The organism is Kastovskya adunca (assembly GCF_059505785.1).
The window spans coordinates 207,955-232,653 of the sequence record NZ_JCACLG010000026.1 but is presented as its reverse complement, the minus strand read 5'-3'; the positions used below and the strand labels follow the sequence as shown (position 1 = coordinate 232,653).

25 protein-coding genes, 1 tRNA gene and 1 pseudogene are annotated in these 24,699 nt (G+C 48.2%); 6 read left to right on the top strand and 21 right to left on the bottom strand.

Annotated elements, in window-relative coordinates:
* Window positions 1–196: 196 nt before the first annotated feature.
* Window positions 197–1,318 carry an EAL domain-containing protein gene (locus AC5JR3_RS10215; protein WP_495845527.1) on the top strand — a complete coding sequence of 374 codons (1,122 nt, stop codon included), beginning with the start codon at window positions 197–199 and terminating at the stop codon, window positions 1,316–1,318.
* Between the two features lie 143 nt (window positions 1,319–1,461).
* On the opposite strand, the gene AC5JR3_RS10210 is transcribed toward AC5JR3_RS10215, so the two are convergent.
* From AC5JR3_RS10210 to AC5JR3_RS10165, 10 genes are all read right to left on the bottom strand, one after another.
* Window positions 1,462–2,082 (bottom strand): hypothetical protein, encoded by a 621-nt coding sequence (locus AC5JR3_RS10210; protein WP_495845525.1) that lies wholly within the window; start codon window positions 2,080–2,082, stop codon window positions 1,462–1,464.
* A 138-nt stretch (window positions 2,083–2,220) separates the two neighbouring features.
* On the bottom strand, window positions 2,221–3,399 hold the full coding sequence (gene moeB, locus AC5JR3_RS10205; protein ID WP_495845523.1) for a molybdopterin-synthase adenylyltransferase MoeB: 1,179 nt from the start codon (window positions 3,397–3,399) through the stop codon (window positions 2,221–2,223).
* 93 nt (window positions 3,400–3,492) lie between these two features.
* A complete protein-coding gene (locus AC5JR3_RS10200) occupies window positions 3,493–3,972 on the bottom strand; it encodes a M67 family metallopeptidase (protein ID WP_495845522.1) in 480 nt (159 codons plus the stop codon).
* A gap of 148 nt (window positions 3,973–4,120) precedes the next feature.
* A complete protein-coding gene (locus AC5JR3_RS10195) occupies window positions 4,121–4,855 on the bottom strand; it encodes an ABC transporter ATP-binding protein (protein WP_495845520.1) in 735 nt (244 codons plus the stop codon).
* An 86-nt stretch (window positions 4,856–4,941) separates the two neighbouring features.
* Entirely contained in the window at window positions 4,942–5,166 is a 225-nt protein-coding gene (locus AC5JR3_RS10190) for a ferredoxin family protein (RefSeq protein WP_495845518.1), read from the bottom strand.
* 52 nt (window positions 5,167–5,218) lie between these two features.
* Window positions 5,219–6,457: an ATP phosphoribosyltransferase regulatory subunit gene (locus tag AC5JR3_RS10185; RefSeq protein WP_495845516.1), complete on the bottom strand. Its 1,239-nt coding sequence runs from the start codon at window positions 6,455–6,457 to the stop codon at window positions 5,219–5,221.
* A 124-nt stretch (window positions 6,458–6,581) separates the two neighbouring features.
* Window positions 6,582–7,619 carry a J domain-containing protein gene (locus tag AC5JR3_RS10180; RefSeq protein ID WP_495845514.1) on the bottom strand — a complete coding sequence of 346 codons (1,038 nt, stop codon included), beginning with the start codon at window positions 7,617–7,619 and terminating at the stop codon, window positions 6,582–6,584.
* Between the two features lie 126 nt (window positions 7,620–7,745).
* Window positions 7,746–8,576: an inositol monophosphatase family protein gene (locus tag AC5JR3_RS10175; RefSeq protein WP_495845512.1), complete on the bottom strand. Its 831-nt coding sequence runs from the start codon at window positions 8,574–8,576 to the stop codon at window positions 7,746–7,748.
* A 98-nt stretch (window positions 8,577–8,674) separates the two neighbouring features.
* Window positions 8,675–9,190 carry a thermonuclease family protein gene (locus AC5JR3_RS10170; RefSeq protein WP_495845510.1) on the bottom strand — a complete coding sequence of 172 codons (516 nt, stop codon included), beginning with the start codon at window positions 9,188–9,190 and terminating at the stop codon, window positions 8,675–8,677.
* 103 nt (window positions 9,191–9,293) lie between these two features.
* Window positions 9,294–9,662, bottom strand: a complete 369-nt coding sequence (locus tag AC5JR3_RS10165; protein WP_495845508.1) for a 2Fe-2S iron-sulfur cluster-binding protein — start codon at window positions 9,660–9,662, stop codon at window positions 9,294–9,296.
* Window positions 9,663–9,801: 139 nt separating this feature from the next.
* Between AC5JR3_RS10165 and AC5JR3_RS10160 the strand changes: the two genes are divergently transcribed.
* A tRNA-Ser gene (locus AC5JR3_RS10160) sits at window positions 9,802–9,886 on the top strand.
* Between the two features lie 215 nt (window positions 9,887–10,101).
* Here the strand turns inward: AC5JR3_RS10160 and AC5JR3_RS10155 are convergent.
* A complete protein-coding gene (locus AC5JR3_RS10155) occupies window positions 10,102–11,880 on the bottom strand; it encodes a DMT family transporter (protein ID WP_495845506.1) in 1,779 nt (592 codons plus the stop codon).
* A 158-nt stretch (window positions 11,881–12,038) separates the two neighbouring features.
* Here AC5JR3_RS10155 and AC5JR3_RS10150 point away from each other — a divergent pair, with 158 nt between their 5' ends.
* Entirely contained in the window at window positions 12,039–12,215 is a 177-nt protein-coding gene (locus AC5JR3_RS10150) for a hypothetical protein (protein WP_495845504.1), read from the top strand.
* Window positions 12,216–12,361: 146 nt separating this feature from the next.
* Here the strand turns inward: AC5JR3_RS10150 and AC5JR3_RS10145 are convergent, their stop codons facing one another.
* Window positions 12,362–13,627, bottom strand: a complete 1,266-nt coding sequence (locus AC5JR3_RS10145; RefSeq protein WP_495845502.1) for an inorganic phosphate transporter — start codon at window positions 13,625–13,627, stop codon at window positions 12,362–12,364.
* Complete coding sequence (locus AC5JR3_RS10140; protein ID WP_495845501.1) at window positions 13,624–14,160, bottom strand: O-acetyl-ADP-ribose deacetylase; 537 nt, start codon at window positions 14,158–14,160, stop codon at window positions 13,624–13,626. The genes AC5JR3_RS10145 and AC5JR3_RS10140 overlap by 4 nt, the downstream gene beginning before the upstream one ends.
* Window positions 14,161–14,377: 217 nt before the next feature.
* Between AC5JR3_RS10140 and AC5JR3_RS10135 the strand changes: the two genes are divergently transcribed.
* Entirely contained in the window at window positions 14,378–14,656 is a 279-nt protein-coding gene (locus AC5JR3_RS10135) for a hypothetical protein (RefSeq protein ID WP_495845499.1), read from the top strand.
* A gap of 11 nt (window positions 14,657–14,667) precedes the next feature.
* Window positions 14,668–15,375, top strand: coding sequence for a cob(I)yrinic acid a,c-diamide adenosyltransferase (gene cobO, locus AC5JR3_RS10130; protein WP_495845498.1), 708 nt, complete (start codon window positions 14,668–14,670; stop codon window positions 15,373–15,375).
* A 233-nt stretch (window positions 15,376–15,608) separates the two neighbouring features.
* Here cobO and AC5JR3_RS10125 read toward each other — a convergent pair whose 3' ends face one another.
* On the bottom strand, window positions 15,609–16,769 hold the full coding sequence (locus AC5JR3_RS10125; RefSeq protein ID WP_495845496.1) for an RNA-guided endonuclease InsQ/TnpB family protein: 1,161 nt from the start codon (window positions 16,767–16,769) through the stop codon (window positions 15,609–15,611).
* Between the two features lie 58 nt (window positions 16,770–16,827).
* On the opposite strand from AC5JR3_RS10125, the gene AC5JR3_RS10120 reads away from it, so the two are divergent.
* Complete coding sequence (locus tag AC5JR3_RS10120) at window positions 16,828–16,974, top strand: ribbon-helix-helix domain-containing protein (RefSeq protein ID WP_495845494.1); 147 nt, start codon at window positions 16,828–16,830, stop codon at window positions 16,972–16,974.
* Window positions 16,975–17,176: 202 nt separating this feature from the next.
* On the opposite strand, the gene AC5JR3_RS10115 is transcribed toward AC5JR3_RS10120, so the two are convergent.
* The 7 genes and pseudogenes from AC5JR3_RS10115 to AC5JR3_RS10085 form a co-directional block, all read right to left on the bottom strand.
* Window positions 17,177–17,764 (bottom strand): hypothetical protein, encoded by a 588-nt coding sequence (locus AC5JR3_RS10115; RefSeq protein ID WP_495845492.1) that lies wholly within the window; start codon window positions 17,762–17,764, stop codon window positions 17,177–17,179.
* A 426-nt stretch (window positions 17,765–18,190) separates the two neighbouring features.
* On the bottom strand, window positions 18,191–19,174 hold the full coding sequence (locus tag AC5JR3_RS10110; RefSeq protein ID WP_495845490.1) for an RNA polymerase sigma factor, RpoD/SigA family: 984 nt from the start codon (window positions 19,172–19,174) through the stop codon (window positions 18,191–18,193).
* Window positions 19,175–20,104: 930 nt separating this feature from the next.
* The gene (locus AC5JR3_RS10105) at window positions 20,105–20,659 is read right to left on the bottom strand and encodes a GNAT family N-acetyltransferase (protein WP_495845488.1); all 555 of its coding nucleotides are present in this window, start codon (window positions 20,657–20,659) and stop codon (window positions 20,105–20,107) included.
* Between the two features lie 175 nt (window positions 20,660–20,834).
* Complete coding sequence (gene xylB, locus AC5JR3_RS10100; RefSeq protein WP_495845486.1) at window positions 20,835–22,286, bottom strand: xylulokinase; 1,452 nt, start codon at window positions 22,284–22,286, stop codon at window positions 20,835–20,837.
* A gap of 61 nt (window positions 22,287–22,347) precedes the next feature.
* Window positions 22,348–23,316, bottom strand: a complete 969-nt coding sequence (locus AC5JR3_RS10095) for an FHA domain-containing protein (protein WP_495845484.1) — start codon at window positions 23,314–23,316, stop codon at window positions 22,348–22,350.
* Between the two features lie 449 nt (window positions 23,317–23,765).
* The gene (locus AC5JR3_RS10090; protein ID WP_495845482.1) at window positions 23,766–23,972 is read right to left on the bottom strand and encodes a glycogen debranching protein; all 207 of its coding nucleotides are present in this window, start codon (window positions 23,970–23,972) and stop codon (window positions 23,766–23,768) included.
* A 60-nt stretch (window positions 23,973–24,032) separates the two neighbouring features.
* A pseudogene (locus tag AC5JR3_RS10085) lies at window positions 24,033–24,537 on the bottom strand (GNAT family N-acetyltransferase).
* Window positions 24,538–24,699 lie beyond the last annotated feature (162 nt).

Here is a 24,699-nt window from a genome sequence, read left to right as displayed (position 1 = left end):
ACAGACCCAGAGGGAGAGCGGTAAGCTAATTGCTACTAGAAAGAAAAAACTGTGTGATACCGCCTTTTATAATTAATTGTTAAAGCTCAGCGGCTCAATTTAAATTTATTACCCTTACATCTTACTTTTATGGATTCAGAAGCTAAAGTAATAAAAGTACTGCCTCCTCGTTCAACCTGCTTAGCAAAAATTACTCGTGAACATAGTTAACACAGCATTTGGGCGCTGCACTCGTTGTCAAGCCCTTCCTAGCAAAATCGAGGGTAGGGGAAAACTATATTTATGGTTCCCCGTCAAGCATATTTTGAGCAAAGTCGTTTCAATTTTGGGGCAAGCTCAACTTGACTACCAGGTGCTAGAAGACGAACGTTGCTTAAAGGTGGCTTTGAGCCAAGATAATTTGGAAGGTCTTGGCAAGCTGTTAGTTGCCAGACTCACCGAAAAAGAGTTGAAAGAAACCAAAGCCTTGTGGATGCCTAGTGAAACCGAACCACAGTTTTACGATTTCTCACGGGTGGTTTCACTGCACAACTTTATTCACCTTAGTGAGTCAGAATGGTTGATCGATTTACTGGCATCGGAGCGTTTGACCAGTTATTTTCAGCCGATTGTGTATGCTAACGATCCCAGCCGAATCTTTGCTCAGGAGGCGCTGCTCCGAGGCTTTGACGAACACAATCGGCTAATTTCTCCGAGTAAAATATTCACGCAAGCGGCAAATGCGGGTCTTTTGTTTCAGCTTGATGTCTTGGCAAGATCAAGTGCCATCCGCCAAGCCAGCCAACACCGCATAAAAGAGCATCTGTTTATTAACTTCTCGCCCAGTGCTGTTTACGATCCCACTACCTGCCTACGCATGACGGTACAGGCAGTTGATGAAGCAGGTATTCCTCATAATAAGGTTGTTTTTGAGGTAACAGAGTCAGAACAGCCTCCAGATATTCGCCATCTGACTAATATTCTGCGGTTTTATCAGGATGCAGGATTTCTGGTGGCTCTAGATGATTTTGGGACGGGGTATTCTAATTTAAATCTGATTCACCAGCTACGTCCTGACTTTATTAAGCTGGACATGCAACTGATTCGCAATGTCCATCAAGACCCGTACAAGGCGCTGATTACGGAGAAATTGTTAGAAATCACCGATCAGTTGGGCATTCGCACGGTTGCGGAAGGAGTTGAGTCGGTGGAGGAGTTTGATTGGGTACGGGAACGGGGAGCCACGTTTGTGCAGGGTTATTTGATTGCTAAACCGACGACGCCACCGCTAAACATGACTGGCTACTGTGAGCTGGAATCGATGTCTGTATCCGCTTAGAAATGCCCGCCGACCGATCAGCCCCTCAACTCGACGGAGGGAAGTCGCGGCTATTGCGTTTACAGCCCGTGTAAGCGGGCTGTAAAGCTCATGCAGTTAGCACTAGATGAAAGGCTGTCTGATCTAAGGAGGGATTGAGCGGGTTAATTTTCAGGAGTGATGGGAGTAAAAGGTATAGGGCTGGGGACGGCTGGAGATGAACCGGGAGGGGCGGCACTAGGAAACAACCGACGTGGCAAACTCTCAGCTGCAATGCAAGTGTCCATTGCTCTTGGGGGAGAAAAATCAACTTCGCGGCTTAAGCCAATAACACATTCGGAAAAGCGAGCCGGGAGAAGGCTGCGGCGACAGTAATTGAGTACAGCGATCGCCTCTGAGGGTTCAAGGGTTCTGTTGATGTTGTACACGCAGGTGCCTAGTTCCACAGGGCGTCTCACCTGGCTACAAGCCACCAGCGCCTCCGGAGCCAGTGTGGCTGTCAGCACGCTGATTCTCGTCACGCAGCGAGACAAGTCTTGAGGATTTAGGGCATCGGCACAAGCATTTGCGGCTATTTCTGGGGCAATCTGCGCCAAGCGCACTAATTCAGAAGCGCAGCGTTGAAATGAATTAGCGGCATGAGCTGCACCACTGGGAATAGCAAGGGTGAGTAGACCTGTTTGCAGGGAAGCGATCGCCCCCCAACTGACTGCGCCAGCGATCGCTGACGAAGGAAAGGAATGAGCAAGAGTAGGCTTCTGACGACAAGCGCTTTGCCTGGGCATAATAACTTCTACACAACGATTTTTATAGCTATCCTACAACTACACCGACTGAGATGTTAACTAATACGTTGATAGGGGCGCACCGTTACGCGCCCCCCTATCAGGTGTTAACTTGCTTAACTTTAACCACCTGCTGATTTAGTACTCAGGGACGGAGGGATCGATTTGCTGACTCCACGCGGCAATTCCCCCTTTGACATTGGTGCCTTCAATGCCTGCTTCTTTGAGGATTCCCAGTGCTTTCGCGGAGCGTCCTCCCATCTTGCAGTGGGCAATCAAACGATGACCGTTACCGTTGAGGAGGGATTTCACTTTCTCAATTCCTGTACCGTTCTCAATGTCGGGTAAGGGTACGAGAACTGAGCCGGGAATTTTGGCAATCTCGTACTCGTTGGGATTGCGAACATCCAGCAAGACAACATCCTTGGCACCACTATCAAACAGTTGCTTGAGTTCCTGTACCGTCATTTCTGGCATTTCCATTTGTCGTTTTGCCTCTTCTTCCTTGGCTTGCGTGACTCCACAGAAAAACTCGTAATCGATCAGTTCTTCAATGACTGGACGCTCTGGGTTCGGGCGCAGCTTCAGTTCCCGGAACTTCATTTCTAGGGCGTTGTATAGTAGCAGTCGCCCACTGAGGGTATTACCCTGACCGAGGATAATTTTGATAGTTTCCGTTGCTTGGATTGTGCCAACAATCCCACATAGCACGCCGAGAACGCCGCCTTCAGCGCAGGAAGGAACCATTCCGGGGGGTGGGGGTTCCGGATAGAGGTCGCGGTAATTAGGCCCTTCTTGGTAGTTGAAGACTGTTGCTTGACCTTCAAAACGGAAGATGGAGCCGTAGACGTTCGGCTTGTCCAGCAAGACGCAGGCATCATTAACCAAATACCTTGTGGGGAAGTTATCGGTACCATCCACCACAATGTCGTAAGGCTTGATGATTTCCAGAGCGTTCTCGGAACTCAGGCGGGTTTCGTAGAGGTCAACCTGACAGTAAGGGTTGATTTCGAGAATCCGATTTTTAGCTGACTCAATTTTCGGTTTGCCTACCCAGGAAGTACCGTGGATAACTTGGCGTTGCAAATTGGAACTATCGACAATATCAAAATCGACAATCCCGATTCGTCCAATTCCCGCCGCTGCGAGGTAGAGCAACAGGGGCGAACCGAGTCCACCAGTACCAATACACAGGACACTGGCAGCTTTGAGACGTTTTTGTCCTTCCAGTCCGACTTCCGGCAAAATTAGGTGTCGGGAGTAACGTTCGTATTCTTCTTTGTTTAACTGGACTTCGTCCAGATTCGGGTTGAGCATATTACAAGTAGTGGGGAAGAGCGAATTAAGATCCTACCCAAAAACCAGATTAATTGTGCCTGGTTAGTTTGTTTTTAAAGTAAGTTCTTAGTTTTAGGTAGAGGTAACTATCGTCATCTTTTCTGGCTGGAACTGATGATCATCATCAAGACTCCAGTTTTTCAAGTCACGCGCGGTTCCGTTTTGAACAGAGACAATGATATAGGAATACTGGAACCAAGCGATCGCCCGGTCAAATTCCGAAGGAACAGCAGGGTGATCTGGGTGAGAGTGATAGATACCAATGATATCAAGTTGGCGATCGCGTGCATCTTTTTGCACGTTGAGCAATGTTCGCGGCGCAATGGAAAATCGTTCCCGCTTGGTAGAACTCAACTGAGCTGAACCCGGAATATCCTTAAAGGCTGCCGCCGCTTCCTCATCCCAGCTATTTTCCGTGGGTAAGACTTCAAAAAGAGTTTTGACATTACCTTGCAATTTTCCCAACAAGATGCCGCAGCACTCATTAGGATAGGTACTTTCGGCGTGGGTGCGAATATTTTGGAGATGACTTTCCCGGATCGTTAAAACCATAGAGGTATCGCATCACATTGAGAGACCGCCCCAACTATAGATTAGGGTTGAACTTTTTGATAAAAGCAGTCAACGTTCCCTTAACTTCGTCATCGTCGTCGGGTGCTTTTTCCACTCTGGGACTTGTCTAAAATCTGTCTGGCTTACCTCAATGTGCTGTTGTTACTCCTAAATACAGTTCTCCCACTTTCGGGTCATTAAGTAAATCTTGACCGGGCCCTTCAACGCGATCGCGTCCGGTATCCAAGACATACCCACGATCCGCCATTGCTAAGGCTTTTCGAGCATTTTGCTCAACCAAAACAATTGCTGTCCCTGTTTCGTTAATCGCTTTAATCTGCTCAAGCACACTATTAACCAACAAAGGAGACAATGCCGCTGAAGGTTCGTCTAACAACAACAAACTCGGTTCCAGCATTAACGTCTTCCCCATCGCCAGCATCTGCCGTTCCCCACCGGAGAGGGTTCCCGCCCGCTGACGCCGCCGATCCGCCAGTCTAGGAAACATGGTGAAAATTTTCTTCTTCAGCGGTTGCCAGGAATCGGTGCGAATAAACGCCCCCATCTCCAAATTTTCTTCCACCGTTAGAGAGGGAAAGACATTGGCAATTTGCGGCACGTAGGACATCCCCCGCCTCACAATCTGATCGGACTTGAGAGGGGTGATGTCTTCGCCTTTAAAGGTAATTTTGCCGCGATTGGGCGTTAATAACCCAAAAATGGTTTTGGCGAGGGTCGATTTCCCCGCCCCATTGGGACCAATGACGGCAACTAACTCTCCTGGAGCAATCCGGAAATTGACTCCTTGCAAGATATTCAAGTCTTTGACATATCCTGCATAAACATCTTCTACCTCAAGTAAAGGAGCAGAATTATTAGTCATTGCTGATTTAGTTACGGGTCATTGGTCGGAGGAAAATTGTTTGTTGTCCAGGGTTAACACCACGTACAACAAACAATGGACAAATCTTACGGTGTCTTTTGCAGATCGGGTCGTTCTTCAGGAACAATTGCGCCTTCAACGGGGCATACCTGTAGGCAAATACCGCAATCAATGCAGGTAGCAAAGTCAATCCAGTACCAGTCAGTTCCCTTGGTATTTTTACCGGGCCCTTCATGGATACAAGCTACGGGACAGGCATCGACGCAATCAGCGACGCCTTCACAAGTATCAGTAATGATTGTGTGTGGCACAGTGTTCTCTCTCTTCTAGCTCTTCATCTAGCCTACCAACATGACGATGAGTTCACGCCGTCAGCGTCTCAATTCTAGGGGTGCCCTCGGCGTTAACCCAGGCGATGCGAATGATGTGGTGGCGACGGGCGTATTCTCGAACATCTTGGGGAGAACGCTTGCCCAAATCCATTTCTACTCGCACCAAATGTACTGAATCTCTCAGTTTCTGGGCATAGGTAAAGGCGGCGGCTTCTGCCTGGGGGGTTTCCGGCACCACTAACCAGTCACTAGCTGGGGTTTGGCAAGGTAATTGGGCACTGGAGAGGAGGATGTAATGGAGGTCTTCAATATTGAAACTAAAGCCAATACCAGGGTAGGAGGTTCCCTGAGGGTGGTACAAACCGAGCAATTGGTCATAGCGTCCTCCTTGCCCCAGCACTCGCAGTCCCGCATCCGTGCCACCAATTGCTTCAAATACAATGCCTGTGTAGTAGTCAAAGGTTTGAATCAAGCTGAGGTCGAGAATCAGTGGTAAGGGCGTGGGAGATGTCTCCTCAAGCAGTGCCATTAAGGATTTTAGGTTATCGACACTATGGTGTTGGGATGGCTCTAAGTCTAGACTGGCAAGTTTTTGCAGCACATCCGCCGGACGTCCCCGCAGGTCAAATAGTAGGGTTGCCCGTTCTTTGAGTTCTGGGGAAAGGGGTAGGGTTTCGATGGCGATCCGGTCAAGGTGGGCGATCGCCTGACGAACTTGAGGGCGTAACGAGTCTGGAAAGGGTGAAAAGAGCGATCGCGTCAACCCCGCTTCTCCCACAACCAGATGCCACTGATTGATCCCCAACTGCTGCAAGCAATCTGCCAGCAATAACAACATCTCTGCATCTGCCAACACGCCGTCAGCTCCCAAGAGTTCAATCCCTGCTTGGTAAAACTCTAGCTGCCGCCCATGATGCCCTACAGAGGGGCGGCGGAAGACGTTGGCATTATAGTAAAGGCGTTGGGGTAAGGAAAGCATCGTTTTGCCTGTTCCGCTTGCCATGCGGCTGACGACAGCACGGGCAATCGAGGCAGTGAGTTCCGGGCGCAGCCCCAAGGTTCTCTCTTCGGCTTCTTGAAGCTGAATCACAGTTGAGCGCTCAATTGCGCCCCCTGCCATTAAGGTATCTAACCACTCCAGCGTGGAAGTGATAATTCGGTGATATCCCCAGCGGTGAAATACCTGCTGCAAGCGCTCTTCAATCCAGTGCTTTTGGGCAACATCAAGGGGCAGCAGATCCCTAGCACCTGCTGGTGGTTGGTGAATCATGGGTTAGTTGGTGGTCAGTTGTTAACGGTTTAAGGTTCGTAGTTTAAGGTTTATTGACTATTAGCCAGCTAGCCGACTAGTCATTAGCCCTAACTACTAACCCTACTTCACGTCCTGTAGCAATCTATTTCTTCTTACCACCAAATAGACCGCCCAAGAATCCGCCCGACTTCCCAGCCGACTTGTTATCACTGGAGGTTGTCTTACTATCTGAATTGCCTCCTTTGCCATCTGCGCTTGTCTTACCTCCAGTTTTTTGTGCCAGCTTATCTAGGTACTGCTTACCCTTCATTGCCATTTCATCGTTGGGGTTCAACTGCAAGGCTTTTTGGAGGTGAACTTTCGCCATTGTTGTCTGGTTTTGCTTCAAGTAAGCGACCCCTAGTAAGCTATGGCAGCGCCCATGATTTGGCTCAAAGCTGAGGGCTTCGCGTAACTCCAAGGTCGCTTTGGCAAAGTTACCTTTCGCCATATACCCTTCCGCCCGCCGGAAGTAGGAATCGACGCGGGAGCTTTGAGCCTCTGGCTGTGGCTTCATCCCAGCACTTGGGGGAGTGCCCGCCGCCGTATTAACACCAGCACCAGCACCAGCACCAGTAGCTGTCTGTGCCCCTGTCGCGGTGGTAGAGCTTCCCGTTCCTGTCGAGTGGGAGAGCGGTTTTTTCGCCGTGCCAGTTCCTTCGCTCTTCCCTCCCTTCTGCATCAGGTAGACCATATTAAGTTCGCTAATTTCTGCGATCGCTTCTAAGACTTTATCTAGTGATTCGTACTGTCCAGAGGCGAGATTTTGAATTGAACTTTTATAAGTGTGGTCTAAATTTGCTCCGGCTTGGTTTAACTGCTTGGCAACTTCACTGGAAAAGGAAACTTTCGCGGATTCTCCCGCCAAGCGTTTGCCGATGCGATTCAACATCACCGCATATTCACGACTTCCCGTTGATAGTTCTTCGTAAGCCGGGTTAACGAGTTTTGATAAAAGTTCACTGGCTTGTTTTTTCTCGGCTTCACTGGCTGCTTTACAACTATCAGGATGCAAGCGACGGGCAATTTTCAGATATCGCTTGCGGACTTCCTTGACATCTGCATCAACGGGAATCCCTAAAATGGCGTGGTAGTCGCTGAAATCATACTTAAAAAGTCCACGATCGATTTGAAAAGACATAGTGCCGCCCAGTATCCGTGCCAAATGAATTGCTTCTAGTATGTCTTACATTTTGCGATAACTAGTAAATCCTTGGCATCCGCAGGTTTATCTAAAATTCACTGTATTTAAAACAACAGTTTAAATTTAACCAACAACCTGATCCCAGCTAGACATGGGCGGCACTTGTAAAAGTTCGCGGCTCAAGTTGCTATGGAGCGCACCGTTTGTTGCCAAAATTCTCCCTGACTCAAGCACAAAGGCGCTGTCATCGTAGGCTGTTACTTTGCCTCCCGCTTCTTCCACCAGCACCACCCCAGCCGCCACATCCCAAGGCGAAAGTCCCCGTTCCCAGTAGCCATCCAACCGCCCACAGGCAACATCTGCTAAATCCAGAGACGCTGAACCACTGCGGCGTACGCCCTGGGTCAGATGGGTTAAGTAACAAAACTCAGCGTAGTTATTGTCTCTCGTTTCATGTCGGTCGTAGGCAAAACCCGTCACCAACAAACTTCGACTCAGTTCTGCCGTCTGAGAAACGTGAATGGGTTGGCGATTTCGCGTTGCCCCTAGTCCTTTGGCTGCACGAAATAACTCATCTCGAAAGGGATTGTAAATTGCTCCTACCTGGGGCGTTCCTGCAATAATTAGCCCCACAGAAACAGCAGCCATTGGATACTGATGGGCATAGTTAGTGGTGCCATCAAGGGGGTCAATTGCCCAAAGGTACTGATCAGAGCGATCGCCTAGTTGCCCCGATTCTTCAGCTAAAATAGCGTGTTCTGGTACATGCCGTCGTAGCATCGCCAAAATTGTCGCTTCCGCCTGCTTATCTGCGATGGTTACTAAATCTCCCGGACGCCCTTTTTCTTCCACTGCATCCAACTTCCCCCAATACTCCCGCAAAACCGCCCCGGCTGCCATTGCTGCTTCAGTAGCGATATCCAGGAAGATTTGTAATTCATTGGGGTTTGTCATTTGTCCGTTGTTATACAGTTGGTGAGTAGTGGCCGTGAAGATTTGTCCGCTATCGGCGCTCAGTTAGTTTATATTCATTGCTCATCCCCCATCCGCCATCAAGGATTTTGCTGACGAAACTCGGAGGGAGTCAAGCGCATGGGTTCTAAGGGGTTCCACAGACCTTTTCCGAGGATGCGGGCTTTTTCTTCGGCGCGGACAATACGACGATCGTACTTGCTGTTATACAGTCGCGATCGCTTTTCTTCCACAGCCATGTTTTCTATCGGCGTGACAGCACTGTAGTCGCTGCGGGGTGCAGCTAAGACATATCCCTCTGCCGCTAACTGTTCATTGATCAATACGCCATCATGCCAAACATAGGCAAGTTGACGACCATACTTGTCTTTGAACAGCGGATCGGTTTGGAGCAACACTGACTGTAAAACGAATTGCTGACCCGAAACCTTGCTAATCATTCTCTCTAGGTGATTTTTAGCCGCTGGGCCCCAAGGCTGCTGCTGTAAATCCGGGGCTTCGATGCTCAGTAGCCGTACCTGTTGGATTAAAGGCGGTTGCTGGCTCGTGTCTACAACTTCTAAGGTTTGCCCACTGAGGACTCGTTGAACTTTCACTACAGTTCCCTTGGGTGCGCCTTGAGGTTGGCAACCCACCAGGAGAAGGCAAACGGAACAAGTCAACAGGAAAACAAAAACAGCAACCGGGCTATTTTTCGCCTTACTCATCGTCCAGGGGTAGCCCAAAGCGAACTTTTCCTTTGGCAAAGTAGCGACCGAACTGAAGTTCGTAAACTTCATCCTCATCCTGCGTCTCTACTTCCAAGTCAGAGCGGGGATAGCTGACACACAGCAAGGCATAGCCTTTTTCGCGAAGCTTGGGAGAAATTCCTATTGCCTCTGGCTGATAGATTTCCCCAGATAGAACGCGTACCGCACAAGTCGTACAAGCTCCATTGCGGCAGGAAAAAGGGAGTTCGACGCCTTGACCTTCCGCTGCTTGTAGGATGTAGCGGTCTTCTGGGACTTGTAAGCTATGCTTAGCCCCGGTCTGGCGGTTGTGAATGCGAATTGTATAGAAACGTGTCATAAGTCCAGTGTACGTCACTCGGTAGTTTTCAGATCCTCAAGCTCAACCTGACTCTGGCTCGGAAGATTTTGAACTTTTTTCCAAAAAAGTTTCCTATTTGACCATTTTTCCCTTATCATTAATAACTGCGACCATGCCTGGAGAGGTGGCCGAGCGGTTGAAGGCGCAGCACTGGAAATGCTGTTTAGGGCAACTTAACGAGGGTTCGAATCCCTCCCTCTCCGTTGACAGATCTAGTGTAAAACGGGTCGGGACTAAACCTAAAATTTAGTCCCGACGCGATGTTAGTGCCTTTAGGATCTGTAGACTAGAGGCACAGTTGCCATCTAGCTATTGCTGAAATTGGGGCAATAAGCACAACTTGGCTTTGACTAATCTGCTGAGTCCGCTGCAAAGCGATCGCTAAAATTTTGGTAATATCTCAGACTACGGCACGAATTTAAGCCGACTTCGCAGGTTGAGGCTTGTTCGTTTGGCGACGCAGGCGCTCAAAGCTGAGGGCTGAAACTCCTAGAGTTACTAGCAACATTCCCAGAATTTGCTGCCCTGTTAAGGCTTCTCCAATAATAATCAATGCTAAGAGGGCGGTCAGTGCTGGGCCCGTTGCTCCTAAAATCGAAGCTCTAGCGGCACCAATGATGCTAATGCCAATGTTGTTGAGGAGATAGCTGACAAGAGTAGTTCCTCCCAAGACTAGACTACTGATAATCAGACCCGGCCATGCCGCTGGCTCGACAGCAAAACGCCAAGAGTCAGGGGCTGGCCCTGCCAAGCAAAGACCTGAAAGAAAAAAGATCAGTAGAAAGTGAATTAAGGTCAGAGGAACTGGATTTAGCTTTTTTGCACAGGCTTGGATTAGAAGTACGTAAAACGCGAAGGCAATACCCGATCCAGCCGCCGCGAAGATACCTGAAAAAGAAAGTAAAGCCCCCCCACTAGTGGGTAGGGAAATTAAAATAACTCCTAGCATCACCAAACAGATAACCACGCTACGGAAGAGAGTGGGGCGATCGCCAAATAATAACCAGGCAAACAGCACCGTCACAATCGGGTAGATGAAGAAAATTGTGATCGCTACTCCGGCTGAAAGCGCTCCTAAGGCAATGTAAATCAGCACTTGAGATAAAAACAGAAAGAAGCCACTGGCGATGACATTGATCACCAGACGTCGGTCTTTGAAGCGGGCAAATTCTCGAATGTCTCGGAACACCGCCGGGTAGAGAATCCTCGCCAGAACTACCATCAGCGGCACTACCACTAGCATCCGTAGCCACAAGATTAATAAGGAATTTCCTAGACCGGGTGCGATAAATCCACCCATAGTAAATTCATTAAAAATCAGCTTAGGCTTGCCGAGAATGATCTTAATTAAAATATTAAAAAACGACAGCGACAGTGAGGCAACTAGAACTAGTAAAAAGCCGAGCTGGGCGTTAGAGAGATTTTTTAACTGAGGCGTCGAACGTGGCAGTGCGGCAGCCGATTCTGGCTCCGGAACGATAGGAACCGGGGGAATTGGTGATGGGGGGGTAGAAGAGCGATCGCCTACAGGATGATGATTATCCGGGGGAACAATTGGCAGTTCCCAATCAGGCTGGGAAGGATGCCCAGACACCGCAGGAGGAGCCGAAGTTGCTTGAGCAATTGGTGTTGGGTCTTTGGAAATTTCGTCTCGCAGTCGATTCACCAGGGCTTCTAAGATTGCCTCTCCCTGCTGTTCCATGCTGTGCATTTGACCTAACTGCTGGGAAAGAGAGCTTTGGTAACTGCTGAGGTCTTGCTGGAGAGTCTTGAAGGTGCTTCTGAGGGTGGAATCGAGAGAGGCAATCAACCGATAGGCATTCTCGTTGTATTCCGTGGCTCCTGCACTACGGGTAAAAGTTGCCCCCCCTGAGCTTTTGGAGGGTGCGGCGGAATTGTCCATTTGTTGCAACCGCTGCGCCAACAAATCTTGTAGTTGGTTTGCCAAAGCCGGAGCCAGTTGCTTAATTAGCTGCTGTTGTTGAGTTAGTTGCTGCTGACGTACCTGTTTGAGCCTGTCAATTTCGTCAATTAAATAAGATTTTTCGTTCTGAAGTCGCTCAACATCTTGAGACAACTGGGCAATGAGATTGTGCTGCAGATTCTCAAGTTCAGCCGTCATCTGGCTCAAGAGAGTTTCTGCTGCTTTTGGATCGCCGGCACCAAAGTTTTCCGGTTGCAAGTCCTTTTGCCCCATTATGCGTTTAACCTCTATCCACTTGGCGTCCAAAGAACCGAGTTAGGAACTTAATCGAGAATTTTGCTGCTGTTCTCAGTATTTTCACAAACTAAGCCCCTCTTTTTATAAAATTTCTCTTAAAGAAATCTGCTTTTTTATTCAGAGAGGTTTTCTAGTTGGCAGTTATTGTCGCTATTGTATGCGAGGTAAAAGCAAGCCGCCAGAGACTTAAGCCCCTCAAGGCGATCAAATGGGGCGCGATCGCATCCTTTATTCATCTCTTGCTCAAGTCGGGAGTAGGGGGAACAAGGCTGAAGGTTGAAGGCTGTAGACCCTTTGAGATGCTTTGCTGATTAGGGCAGATCTCTCGAAAACCAAGCTGAAATTAAGAAATATTGAGGAGTGCCTTTTTATACTCCAGTGCAGTACAGCAGAAGTAAGTGACTCGTTAAAATATCCCATCTCCCGATCAGTCTTAACGATGTAGCCGGAAACGATTTTAAGCTTTGAGGAACAGCCAACGCAAGCCCAGAAAGATTGTCGCCCCAAGACCTCCTGCGGCTGGCAGGGTAACCACCCAGGCAAGGATAATCGATCTGACCGTTTCAAAGCGCACCTTTTGCCAACTTTGAATCAGTCCAATCCCGATGACGCCACCGACAAGAGCGTGGGAGGTAGATACGGGTATCCCCAGTCGCGAAGCGAACAAGATGGTTGTGGCGGTGGCAATCTCGGCGCAGAAGCCGCTGCTGGGTTGGAGGGAGATGATGCCTTCGCCAATGGTGGCAATGACGTTTTTTCCTAAAACAGCTAAACCTGTAACAATGCCAACCCCACCAAGAACCAAAATCCACAGGGGAACATCGATACCAATCAAGGGAACGGTACCTGTACGTAAAATAAAGGCGATCGCGGCTAAGGGAGCGATCGCATTACCAACATCATTGGAGCCGTGAGCGAAGGCAACAAAACAGGCACTGATGACTTGAAAGCGTCCTAATTGCTTCTCAATGGGCGAAGTAAGATTGGGGTTGGAGCTTACCTGACTATTTTCCAGGTTACGCCAGCTCACCATCGTTAAACCAACAGCGGCAAGACCCCCGGTAGCAAGGATCAGGTCGTGGCGAGGGAGCGGTAGTGAGGCAAAAAAGGGAGTATCAAACAGCGTCGGCAGCACAATCACACCAAAGACGCTGATGATGGCAGCACTGAGCCAAGGAATCCATTCGCGCAGTTGCATCAGAGGTTGGGGACGATCGAGAATTCCCCACTTCAGCAGGCTGTAAAAGGCGATCGCCAAGATACCGCTAACCACAGGTGTGACAACCCAAGCCAGGGAAATCATACCGATGTTTTTCCAGTCCACGGCATCAATTCCCATGGCAAGCCAACTGAATCCCGCGATCGCTCCCACAACAGCATGAGAAGAAGCAACAGGCAATCCCTGACTGGTGGCAATCTGTAACCACAACCCACAGGCGAGCAACACCGAAACCATCCCCAATAACAAAAGTTGCGGTGTCTGGGCAAACAACTCCGGGTTGACAACCTCCGTCGCCAGCGTCGAAGAAACCCTCCGACCAAACAGTACCGCCCCTGTAAACTCTAAAGTTCCAGCAATAATTAAGGCTTGCCGCAGCGTCACCGCCTTGGAACCCACAGAGGTTCCCATTGAGTTGGCGACATCATTCGCGCCTAAATTCCAGGCAACATAAAATGCCAAAATTGCTGTCAAACCGAGCTGAATTAGATAAGGTGTAGTCATGGCTTGCTGCGGGACACAATAATCTCCTCCACTGCTGCCCTATGGCAGTTGTAGGAGTGGGAACTGAAACAGACAAAGATAACCTGCTCAATAGCTGGGTGACTCGCCAAAAACTCCTGCACTGTCTTCACCGCAATTCTGGCAGCGCGTTCCGCAGGAAACCCATAGACCCCCGTGCTGATAGCTGGGAAGGCGATGCTACGGATGTTGTACTCCTCTGCTAGTTCCAGGCTGCGACGATAACAACTGGCTAACAACTCATCCTCATGATGAGTTCCATCTTTCCAGACTGGCCCTACTGTATGAATCACCCAATTGGCAGGGAGATTGTACCCTTTGGTAATTTTGGCGTCGCCCGTTTGACAGCCCTTCAACCCCTGGCACTCTTCGAGCAAACCCGAACCTGCTGCCCGATGAATTGCTCCATCAACCCCACCACCACCTAGCAAAGAGGAATTAGCCGCATTCACAACCGCCTCAACTTGTTGCTGAGTAATATCCCCTTCAATAACGGCGATTTTGCTTGTTTTCATAGGAAGCTTTGTGCGATTTGATTTGTTCTAAATCTTTACCATTGAAGCAGAAAGAGGCAGATAAGTTAATAAGAGGTAGTCAATACTTTCTGAGCTTTTTAACTCAAAACTTGCGATTCTCTTCCTAAACTCGACTAGCAAAAGTTTATTATTGATATAAGTTCACCTAAGAACTAACGGATAACCTAACTTCGTTCTTATTCCGTATACCTTAGCTATGACCGACAACTTTTTATCAGATTTGACCTGTGCCGTTCAGTTGCAGCAAGGTTCCCAAAAACACTGGCACAGTTTCGAGGAAATTGTGCAGCGTTTGCACGGGGAAGGCATTTACATTCATCCAGAGCAACTTGCAGAGTTTTATTTAGCCCATGGCTTACCTGTCCATCTCCGCTACGTGCCTAATCATTTAAAAGCAAAAGCGGCGAAACTGAACGAGAATTATCAAGGAGATATGGCTGCTTTGACTGAAGAAGAAGACTACCCGCCATTTTGAGACTTTTCCTGATGAATAATGTAGACAAGACCACTGACAATGAGTGGAATCAGCAGGCAGACCAATTCAAAGAGCAAGGGCAATCAGAGACAACTGGATTAACCTCAGCGCAGTACCAGCAGAAGATGCAGCAGCGCAAAGCTGTACAAGATAAACGGGTAGCGCAAGCTTCAAAAGAGAAAGGTTTAACCATTGTTCACACCGGTAACGGCAAAGGCAAAACAACGGCGGCGTTGGGAATGGTATTGCGATCGCTTGGTCATGGCTACCGAGTCGCGATCGTTCAATTCATCAAAGGAGCCTGGGAACCTGCCGAAAAAGCGGCATTTCACCACTGGACGATTCCACAAGCCGATCAACTCCCGCAGTTAGAGTTTCACGCCCTAGGAGAAGGTTTCACCTGGGAAACTCAGGATCGAGAGCGAGACATTCAAAAAGCCCAAGAAGCCTGGAACAAGGGGCTGGAATTTATCCTCAATCCCGACTTTCAGTTGGTGTTATTAGATGAAATTAACGTCGCCTTGAAGTTGGGCTACTTAGATGTTCAAGACGTAATTGCAGGAATTGAGCGCAAGCCTGAGGACTCTCATGTGATCTTGACGGGAAGAGGCGCACCCGCCGTCTTAATAGAAAATGCTGACTTGGTTACAGAGATGAGCTTAATCAAGCATCCTTTTCGAGAACAAGGCGTTAAAGCCCAGCCAGGAATTGAGTTTTGAGTTGTAGGGACGCCAATCGCCTCTCTACTTAGAGCTACCGTGTATACATAACTGGATTCTTTCTGATGCAAGTTTCGTTCAAACCCCCTCGCGTCCCTTGATAAAGGGGTTAGGGGGGTAAGGAATAGCCAAAAGCTTGATTTTAAGCTTGTGTATACACGGTAGCTACTTAGAGAGGAGTGAACTTCTCTGAGCTTTTGACATACTCCCCGTCCTAAAGCGACGGGGATTCTTTACGCTTCATTGACTGATGCTACCGAGGTAGTCTTACTCTGTCTCGACGTACATTTAAGGTCGTGCCGATGCCCCGTGCCGACCATTTCTATATTTATCGATGCGTTTTCATCTCGGTCGTGTTCTGTACCACAGCCTAAGCAAAGTACCGAGCGTATTAACAGATCAATTTTGCCCCATTTGTAGCCGCAACTAGAGCAGGTCTGGCTTGTTGGCTCCCATCTACTGATTACTACGAACTTCCGTCCATATTTTTCAGACTTCGCCTCAACCAAAACGCGAAAGTCTCTCCATCCCTGCTGACTAATTGCTCTAGCCAGTTTGCGGTTTTTAACCATGCCCGATACATTTAAGTCTTCCAAAACGATAGTTTGGTTTTCACTAACGATTTTGGTTGATAATTTGTGCAAAAAGTCTTTGCGAGTATCTGCAATCTTGTTGTGAGTCCTAGCTATCTGAATCCTGGTTTTATGTCTCCTGCTTGAATCTTTCTGTTGTCGTGCCAACTTCCGTTGCAGCTTACGCACTTTGAGGTCTAGCAACTTATAGCAGGGACTAAACGCTTTTTCACCGTTGCTCACCACGGCAAAAGTTTTAATCCCTAAATCGACCCCCACACTTTGATTTTTGGCATTAATACTGACTGGCTCAACTTCTACAACAAAGCTCAGGAAGTAGCGATTAGCACAGTCTTTAATCACAGTTACAGAGCTTGGCGCTGTTGGCAGTTCTCTTGACCAGATAGGCTTAACAACACCTATTTTTGCAAGATAAACACCTTCATCTTTAATAGAGAAACCTCCAATCCTGAACCGCGCCGATTGACTATTAGTCCGTTTCTTGAATTTAGGATAACCAACTTTTTTACCTTTTCTCTTACTTTTGCAGGAATTAAAAAAGTTCTTAAAAGCTATCTCCAGATCGGCTACTGACTGCTGTAATGGAATGTTTGAAACTTCGCTCAACCAAGCCCTAGCTTCAGTCTTTTTAGCTTGAGTGATAACAATCTTTTGGAGTTCAGCAGATTTTGGTTTTTTCTCGGATTGTTTGCAGATTGCCAGAGCATCGTTATACACAACACGAACGCAACCAAACAACTGAGCCAAGCCTTGCTGCTGTTGGTCTGTTGGGTAAAAACGGTACTGATATCTTGCTTTCATTTTTCAATCCTCCTGTTACCATTATCCTAAATGTGTATCCAATTGTCTGCACACCTGTATGAAAACAGAAAAAATTTATATTAGATTAACCGAATACGAAAAGCGGCAACTTGAAAAAGAAGCCGCAAGTCGTGGAATGACTAAATCTGAATTGATTAGAACTCTAATTGCTCGTTTTCCAGAGCCTAATAAAAAGCCGTCCTAGTGGTCACTGAGCGTTCGACTGAGCTCACGCCGAAGTCTCACGCCGAAGTCTCACGCCGAAGTCTCACGCCGAAGTGAAGGACAGGGCTTGTATCCCATTATTTTCGGTCAATGAGGTCGCTTTTGAGGGCATATAAACAAATAGAGTGGACATTGCCCACTCTACAAAATGCTTTTTTAATGGGTTAGCGAATCAAACCCTACTATTGATAGCTAGCTTTACAGGTATTTAAGAGCCGTTGGTCGTTTTCGCTAACTTGAGAAATCGGTGTATATCCTTCCAGTTGCACTGAGTGCGGGTAGGTAACAGAATCGTAGCTATCTTGAGTCCTTAACTGGTTACCCGCATAAGCCACTTCCGTTGGCTGATTGAGGGCAATAGTGTGAGAAACTGCTGTCTGGTCGTAAGGATTTACCATGGTTAAGTCCATTTTCTCCGACTGCAATGTGCCGTAGAAGCAACTGAACTCGGAGCCAGGGAGGTACATCGCGCCCACTACATTACCGCCATTGGCTTCAAAGACTAGATACTCTTGACCAATCTGCTCAGGTTGGGGGGTCTGTCCGTAGAGGTAGGTTCCGTTAGCGATCGCTTTACTGGAGGTGGCGACTGGTACAGCGGCAACAACTACGGAATCAGAGTTTTGCACTTGTTGTTGAGCTTTTGCTGCCTGAAAAAACGCTCCACTCGCGGCAACTCCAACGGTGAGGAATAACCCGGTGAGAGGCAAATGTAGGCGATTAAGTGTTGGACGACCTTGTGATATTAATTTAGTTAGTTGGCTAAACACCGTAGTTACCCCTTTTAAAAATTGTTTAAACGTTGCACCTTGAAAGAGCCAAAATGAAGAAAAAACCGACTTAAAACTTTTATATGGCTATTTTTTAAGTGTTTCTGTAACGGTTATAAACGGTGGAAATGTTCTTTTTCGATTAGTGCCTGACGGTTCATCAACCGTCACAGTTGGTAAACTATCGTAATCCTATAACCGTTATTAATTGAGAACTTCATACCCCAGTTACTAAACAATACCTAAGTTGTAGTACCTAACCGCTCTCTCAAATGGGTGAATTTACCTTCAGACTTGTGGATGATAGCTTCACGAGTGTTCGGTAGAATTTCGTAATAAGTTTACAAACGTTTACAAAAAAAAGTGGCAACAATTTCTTGCTACCACTTGGAGTAATTTTTAGGTTTAACCCGCTACGGGTTATGACTAACTAGCGATGTACTCTTTGACAGTCGCATGACGCCGACGCAGGTGTGCCAGCGCTTGGTGCTCTAGCTGACGCACTCGCTCCCGGCTGAGGTTGAGTCGTTGACCAACCTTTGCCAGAGATAGCTCATTGCCATCTTCTAAGCCAAAGCGTAGGGACAGTACTTCTCGCTGTTGGGGAGTGAGTTCGGCAAGCAGTTTATCGAGGTCTTGCCGTAAGGACTCTTGAGTCGTGTAGTTGACTGGGGTTAAGCCCTCGTCTTCAAGGAGTTCGGACAACTCAGTATCTTGATTATCTCCGACGCGAACATCAAGAGAAATTGGCTGACGGGCAACGCTTAGATATTCCCGGATCTGGGAGGGTTCTAAGTCCAGCTCTTTAGCGATCTCAGCAGCGGTGGCGCTACGCCCCAGTGTCTGAGCCAGTTCCCGCTGTACTTTTTTGATTTTGTTGAGCTTTTCGGTAATGTGAATCGGCAGTCGAATCGCCCGCGCTTGTTGCGCGATCGCTCGCGTAATCGCCTGACGAATCCACCAGTAGGCATAGGTGGAAAACTTATAACCCCGCATCGGGTCAAACTTCTCAACACCTCGTTCTAAACCTAAGGTACCTTCCTGGATTAAGTCCAGAAACTCCATGTTGCGCTTTTGGTACTTCTTAGCGATCGCGACAACAAGACGCAGGTTCGCTTCGATCATCTTGCGCTTGGCTCGCGTTCCTAAAGTAATTGCCTTATTTAGCGCGGCTTCGTCTAGCCCAACCTGTTCAGCCCACTCCTGAGTAGTTGGTTCATGCTCCAACGTTGCAGTTAAAGCTTCTTGAGCTTCTAGCAGTGACATCATGTGCTGCACTTGCTTACCATAAACGATCTCTTGTTCATGGGTAAGTAGTGGCACGCGACCGATCTCATGGAGATAGGTACGAACCATGTCTGCTGACAACGTGGGCTGGGTGGTTTTTTTCTTAGTTTTATCAGTGGACATCTGTGAGTGGTAACTCCGTAAACAAGCAACAAGTCTGTGGCTAGAACTGCTCCTCAGGAAAGCTGTGATCTTCTTATGTATCCTGAGGATAGGGAACTAAATCAATGGGCTACATCTGGTAAAAGATGTATAAACCGCCTGCCTTCATTCAGACAGGAGATCTAGGCGTGAATATCAAAATCTTTAACGTTTAACGAATGTTTATCTAAGTCAAGTCTGCGGCGTTCCTTACTCCGTCACTGCTCTTTAACTGGTAAAGCAACAACTTGAAGTCAATATGAGTTTGCTTTACTCTATGGTATTACAAACTTAGACGCTGGTAAAGTAAAAAAAGTTCAACAATTTACGATTTGGACGATGGTGCTGTAACATGACGGTAATACTCCTCAAGACACCGTTAGAACTCACTTCCTAACATTGCATCCTTACTTTAATGATCGCTCAGAAACCCCTCCACTGAGACAGCCGATAGACGGAGATAACCGTACTTGTTTCGGTGGTAATATCTATAATCCTTGGTACTCCTCAAGACACAAATCAGGATTAACTGACGACCACCACCTTGCATCCTTACTTTTTATAATCGCCCAGGGACTCCAGAGCGGAGGGATTAGATAGAGGGAGATAACCGTACTGATTCTGGTGGTAATCTCTGGAACTAGGGATTTGAGATAGTTGCGTAGCAGCAAGGAAGCGTCAACCGTTAGCCATAACAACTAACAACTGACGCCCCTCTACTGGGGACTAAAAAGTAGAGATATCTCCGGTGACGATGCAATCAATCGGTACGCCTTAAAACTCTGTGGGGAGTTGCTTGCAGATGTTGGGAGAACAGACGTAGATTCGTAGCGATCGCTCGCCGATGCCCAAATCCCTTACTTCAGGTGTCATCTACCAGAAAGCTCAGATGAGGAATTAAGGTAAAGAGTTTTAAGGTGCAATGGCATTAGGGGCGTCGAGTTTGAAGAGGAGGAGTTCGACACCGTCGTAATACCTATTTGTGCGCCCCATTGGTTCCATTCCCAATCTCTGTGTGACGCGGATTGAAGCATTATTTTCCGGCTTCACCACGGCATATAGCACTGGCAAATGCAAAACATTAAATCCGTAATCAACGATCGCTCGTCCTGCTTCCGTTGCGTATCCTTTACCCCAAGAAGCCTGTCGAAAGTGCCAGCCCACCTCATAGTCCTGAGTAGGCAAACCATCATTATCGGGTAGTTGTTTAAGAAGAATGGCTCCCACAGCTCTTGTGGTTTCCTTTTCAACAACTGCCCAAGAGCCAGTCCCGTTATTGAATTGGTTATAGCGCTCGATTGTTTCAGTCAGCCTCTGACGTAGCGTCTCGACGTTTGCTTCCGTCTTACCGCTGCCAATAAAGCGCATCACTTCCGGATCACCATAAATTTCAAAGGCTTGTTCTGCATCCAGCTGAGGCATCCAACGGCGAACAACTAGGCGATCGCTTTCAAAAAGGGTAGTCATTAGATAGGAAAATCCTCTAGAGAGACTCAAAGGCAACAGTCACGTTACCAACGCCTCTATCTTGTTCCAAAATCCCAGATAGAGGCGGGAAAGGGGAAATTCAACGCCCCTCTCCGTGGCGGGGAGGGGTTGGGGGAAGGGTCAAACTTAGAACTCCGAGGGTTTTACGCTGAGGCTAGCCTCGCGATCGCCTACTGAGTTGAGGATAAAGCGCACAGTAGCGCTCCCATGCTTCGGCTAGGGCTGACTCAAAATGTCCTGGAGTCGCGGCTAGGGTTGGTGCTGGGGTGAGTTGGTGGATTGTTGAGGTGTCAGTATAGATACCCGTCCCCATTCCAGCAAGGATGGCAGCGCCTCGCGCCGAAGCTGCCGTTACCGCCGTGGTGTACAGGGGAACTCTCAGAATATCTGCAAGCAACTGCTGCCACGCTATTTCTTGCGTACCTCCGCCGGATAGTTGCAGTTGAGTCGTGCTAGCTCCTGTAGCTTCTAGGGCTTCTAAGCCTTGTCGCAAAGCAAAGGCAACCCCCTCCAAGGCAGCACGCATCAGATGGGAGGGGCTGTGGTGGAGTCCTAGCCCTACCCAGGCACCTCGTGCGTTGGGGTCAAGATGGGGAGTGCGTTCCCCTGTGAGATAGGGTAAAAAGACTAAACCCTCACATCCTGGCGGTACGGCGAAGGCTTCGGCGTATACTTGCTGCCAGCTCATACCCAAAATGCCTCGCACCCATTCCAAGGCTAAACCCGCATTTTGGATGGCGGCTAGAGCATACCATTGTTTTGGGAGGGCGGTACGATACAGGTGAGTGCAACCTTGGGAATCGACCATCGGTTGAGAGCAAAGGGCGATAATTTGAGCGCCGGAACCGATGGTGAGTTGCACTAAACCTGGCTCTAGGAGTCCATTACCTAGGGCGGCGGCGGCGGTATCGGCAGCTCCGGCAACTACGGGTAAGCTAGCAGGTAAACCTAGATGTTCAGAAGCCTTAGCGGTCAGGTAGCCAGCGATGCTGCTAGAGGGGATGATTTGAGGCAGCCAGTCACTGCGGAGATTTAGGGCTTCGATGGTTTCAAATGCCCAGTTATCGGCGAGCAGGTCGTACAGTAATGTTCCGGAGGCGTCGGAGGGTTCTGTGGCAACTGTGTCTGTTAGTTGGAGGCGCAGCCAGTCTTTGGGCTGAAGTGCCCAGCGAGCAGTGTTGTAAAGTTGGGGTTCGCGATCGCGCAACCACAATAAACTCGCACCTGCCATCCCTGCGGTAATCGGGTTTGCCAATCGTGCTTGCTTCTGTCCATCTAGCTCGTGATAAGCAGCGAGGGTTTCGCCAGAGCGTGTATCTGCCCAGAGAATCGCCGGACGCAGGGCTGACCCTTCCGCATCGCTCAGAACAACGCCGTGCATTTGTCCGGAGAGTCCGATCGCCTGAATTTGATTGGCATCATCTACGGTGGCAGTTCTTACCGCGATCGCGACAGCATTCCACCAGTCTGCGGGATTAGACTCTGCCCAACCCGGGTGCGGTGCTAAGACAGGATAGGTACTGGAGGCTTCCCTGATCACTGTGCCATCGGTTGCCAGGAGTAACGCTTTGACAGAACCTGTCCCTAAATCAATACCTAGCAGCATCTGAGGATTTTTGTCCAGTTGTACTCAATCCGGTTAAAGGCGAAATGACGTCACACAGATGCTAATTTTTGTGCAGAAAAGCATCAAGATTGGCAAAAGAGCCACCATAGAAAGACGTTGCCTTTTCGCCTCCCTTCAGTTCAACCGTCATTTTTGTAAACACCTCTTCACCCATTCCTGAATCTTGAAAATATTGATAGAGCGTTTCTCCCAAGGCAATATCTAAACCAATTTTTTTGCTAGCGGCTTCTAGGTTAAAAGCCTTCTTCACAGTATTTCCGAGCGCTGTATATTCTAGATGATCCTCATGGCTAGCATCGCTATCTACCATTGCATAACCTGTATTGACTCCTACCCCAATCGGCAATGAGAAGGGTAAAGGATACTGCTGGTTCAGCGCTGATGTCATGGCGTACAGGGCGCTAATAGTTTCACAGATATTCTGCACTTCTTCGATGTTGACGTTTTGAGGGTGATGACACCACACCGCCACAATGGCATCCCCGACATAGCGATCGACCCAACCATCATAGTGGCGGATAATTGTCTCCGCCTCGCGAAACCAGGTGCCGATCACTTTTGAGAGGATTTTTCCATCCACTTGCTGAGTCAGGGCTTTGAAGTTGCGGATATCAACCACCAGCACGGAAATTAGGCAACGGACGCGCTTGAAAAATACAGAGGAGTTCGTGCCATCGGAGGAGGATTGAGGTTCTGTTTGAGGGCGATGAAACGCTAACTTGCTATTGCCAAAGGTTAAGCGATCGCCATCTTGCAAAGTCACGGGCAAAATCACCCGCTGTCCATTCACAAAGGAACCATTACGGCTGCCTAAATCGATCAGATAGATGTCACCGCTTTCGGTGCAGTGCAACAGCGCGTGGCGTCGAGACACCGATTGCTCTAGCAGCAGCACGTCGCTGTGCTTGCTACGACCAACTATCCAGCGGTTTGTCCCCGCCAATGGCAGAGGACGCTGAGCCTTGTCAGCATCAACAAGTAAATAAGGAGTGGACGATAATGTTTCCACTGGTTTAGAAGCAGAGACTTTGGTTGAGCTCGCGTGGTAAATTTCTGTTTTGAAGTCAGCAAACCGACTACAGCAAGCTGCACTGAGTAATCTTCCCCAAGCACGTTGCTCAGACGATCTGCTATTTCCTTAAGGTACTATAGACTGAATTTTTCCTGCCACTACTATTGGAGGAAATAGTTGCAGGCAATCCTTGGCGGAACTGAGAGGTCACAGATGCTAGGAAAAGTTAGCGTAAGAGTATGCTCAGTTAGCTTCTACGCAAAAAAATCCGATTCGTTTGGTGAGGGAATTTTCCCCTGATGCTCAGGTAATTCTGGATAGATTTGTTGAAAATCCCAGGGAATGAACTCCATCGGTAGACCTCTTGCAAAAATGTACCAGACCCCCCTTAATCCCCCCTTACTAAGGGGGGATTAAGGGGGGTCTATTCGACTTATGCAAGAGGTCTAGTTGAGTTTGAGAGCATTAACGGGAACTTCATCCCAGGATTCTACTGTCCTAAGACGCGCTACCCAGCCGGAAGATGTTTGCGCGGCGGTTAGGTTGTTTTTAAAAGACTTATGGCAGTCTTGCGCCATCTCTTCGTTACAGCAAGCAATACAAGAATAAAGAAGACCCGAAGGGTCAATCTGTTCGTTTACCCAAATGGTCATAATTGCTGATTCCTACTCTTTAAGGCACTAATTTTAGATATAGCTGAATTTGTCAGGCTGTCAAATTAATTCAATTGCTGCTTGGGCGGCTAACTGAGTTAAAGAATCACCCGTGACTCGGCAGATGCGCCAGTCGGGTAAAATCGTTGCACCCATTTTTTTGTAAAGGGCGATCGCATTTTCATTCCAATCCTAAACGCTCCATTCCAGACGCCCACCACCACGGGAAACTGACAACTGCGCCAGGTAACTTAAAATTGCCTTGCCAATACCCCGCCGCCGATACTCCGGTAACACAAACAAATCTTCCAAATAAATCCCTGGTTGGGTCAAAAACGTAGAGTAATTGGGAAAGAACAGGGCAAATCCAGCGGTTTTTCCGTCCCACTCTGTCAAAATCGCCTCAATATAGGGGCGATCGCCAAAAAGATGTTCTCTCAAAGCCTCCTCATTGCCCACTACAGCATCAGATAGCTTTTCATACTCTGCTAGGGCTTTAAATCAAGTCAAAAAGTACAGAAATGTCTGCGGGTGTGGCAGGACGCAAAGTTAATTCAGAAGCCATTAGTTGCTTTCATTGAGCCAATCATTGAGTCAGTCCTGAGATATTCTAGCGGATGGCAAAATGGGGAGAAAGGAGGAAAAGTACAAAGCCCAACCCACCATTACTAAAAAAGAGAGAAGTATTCTGTACTCCTCTCTTCAACAAATTAGCCCTTGCCAAACT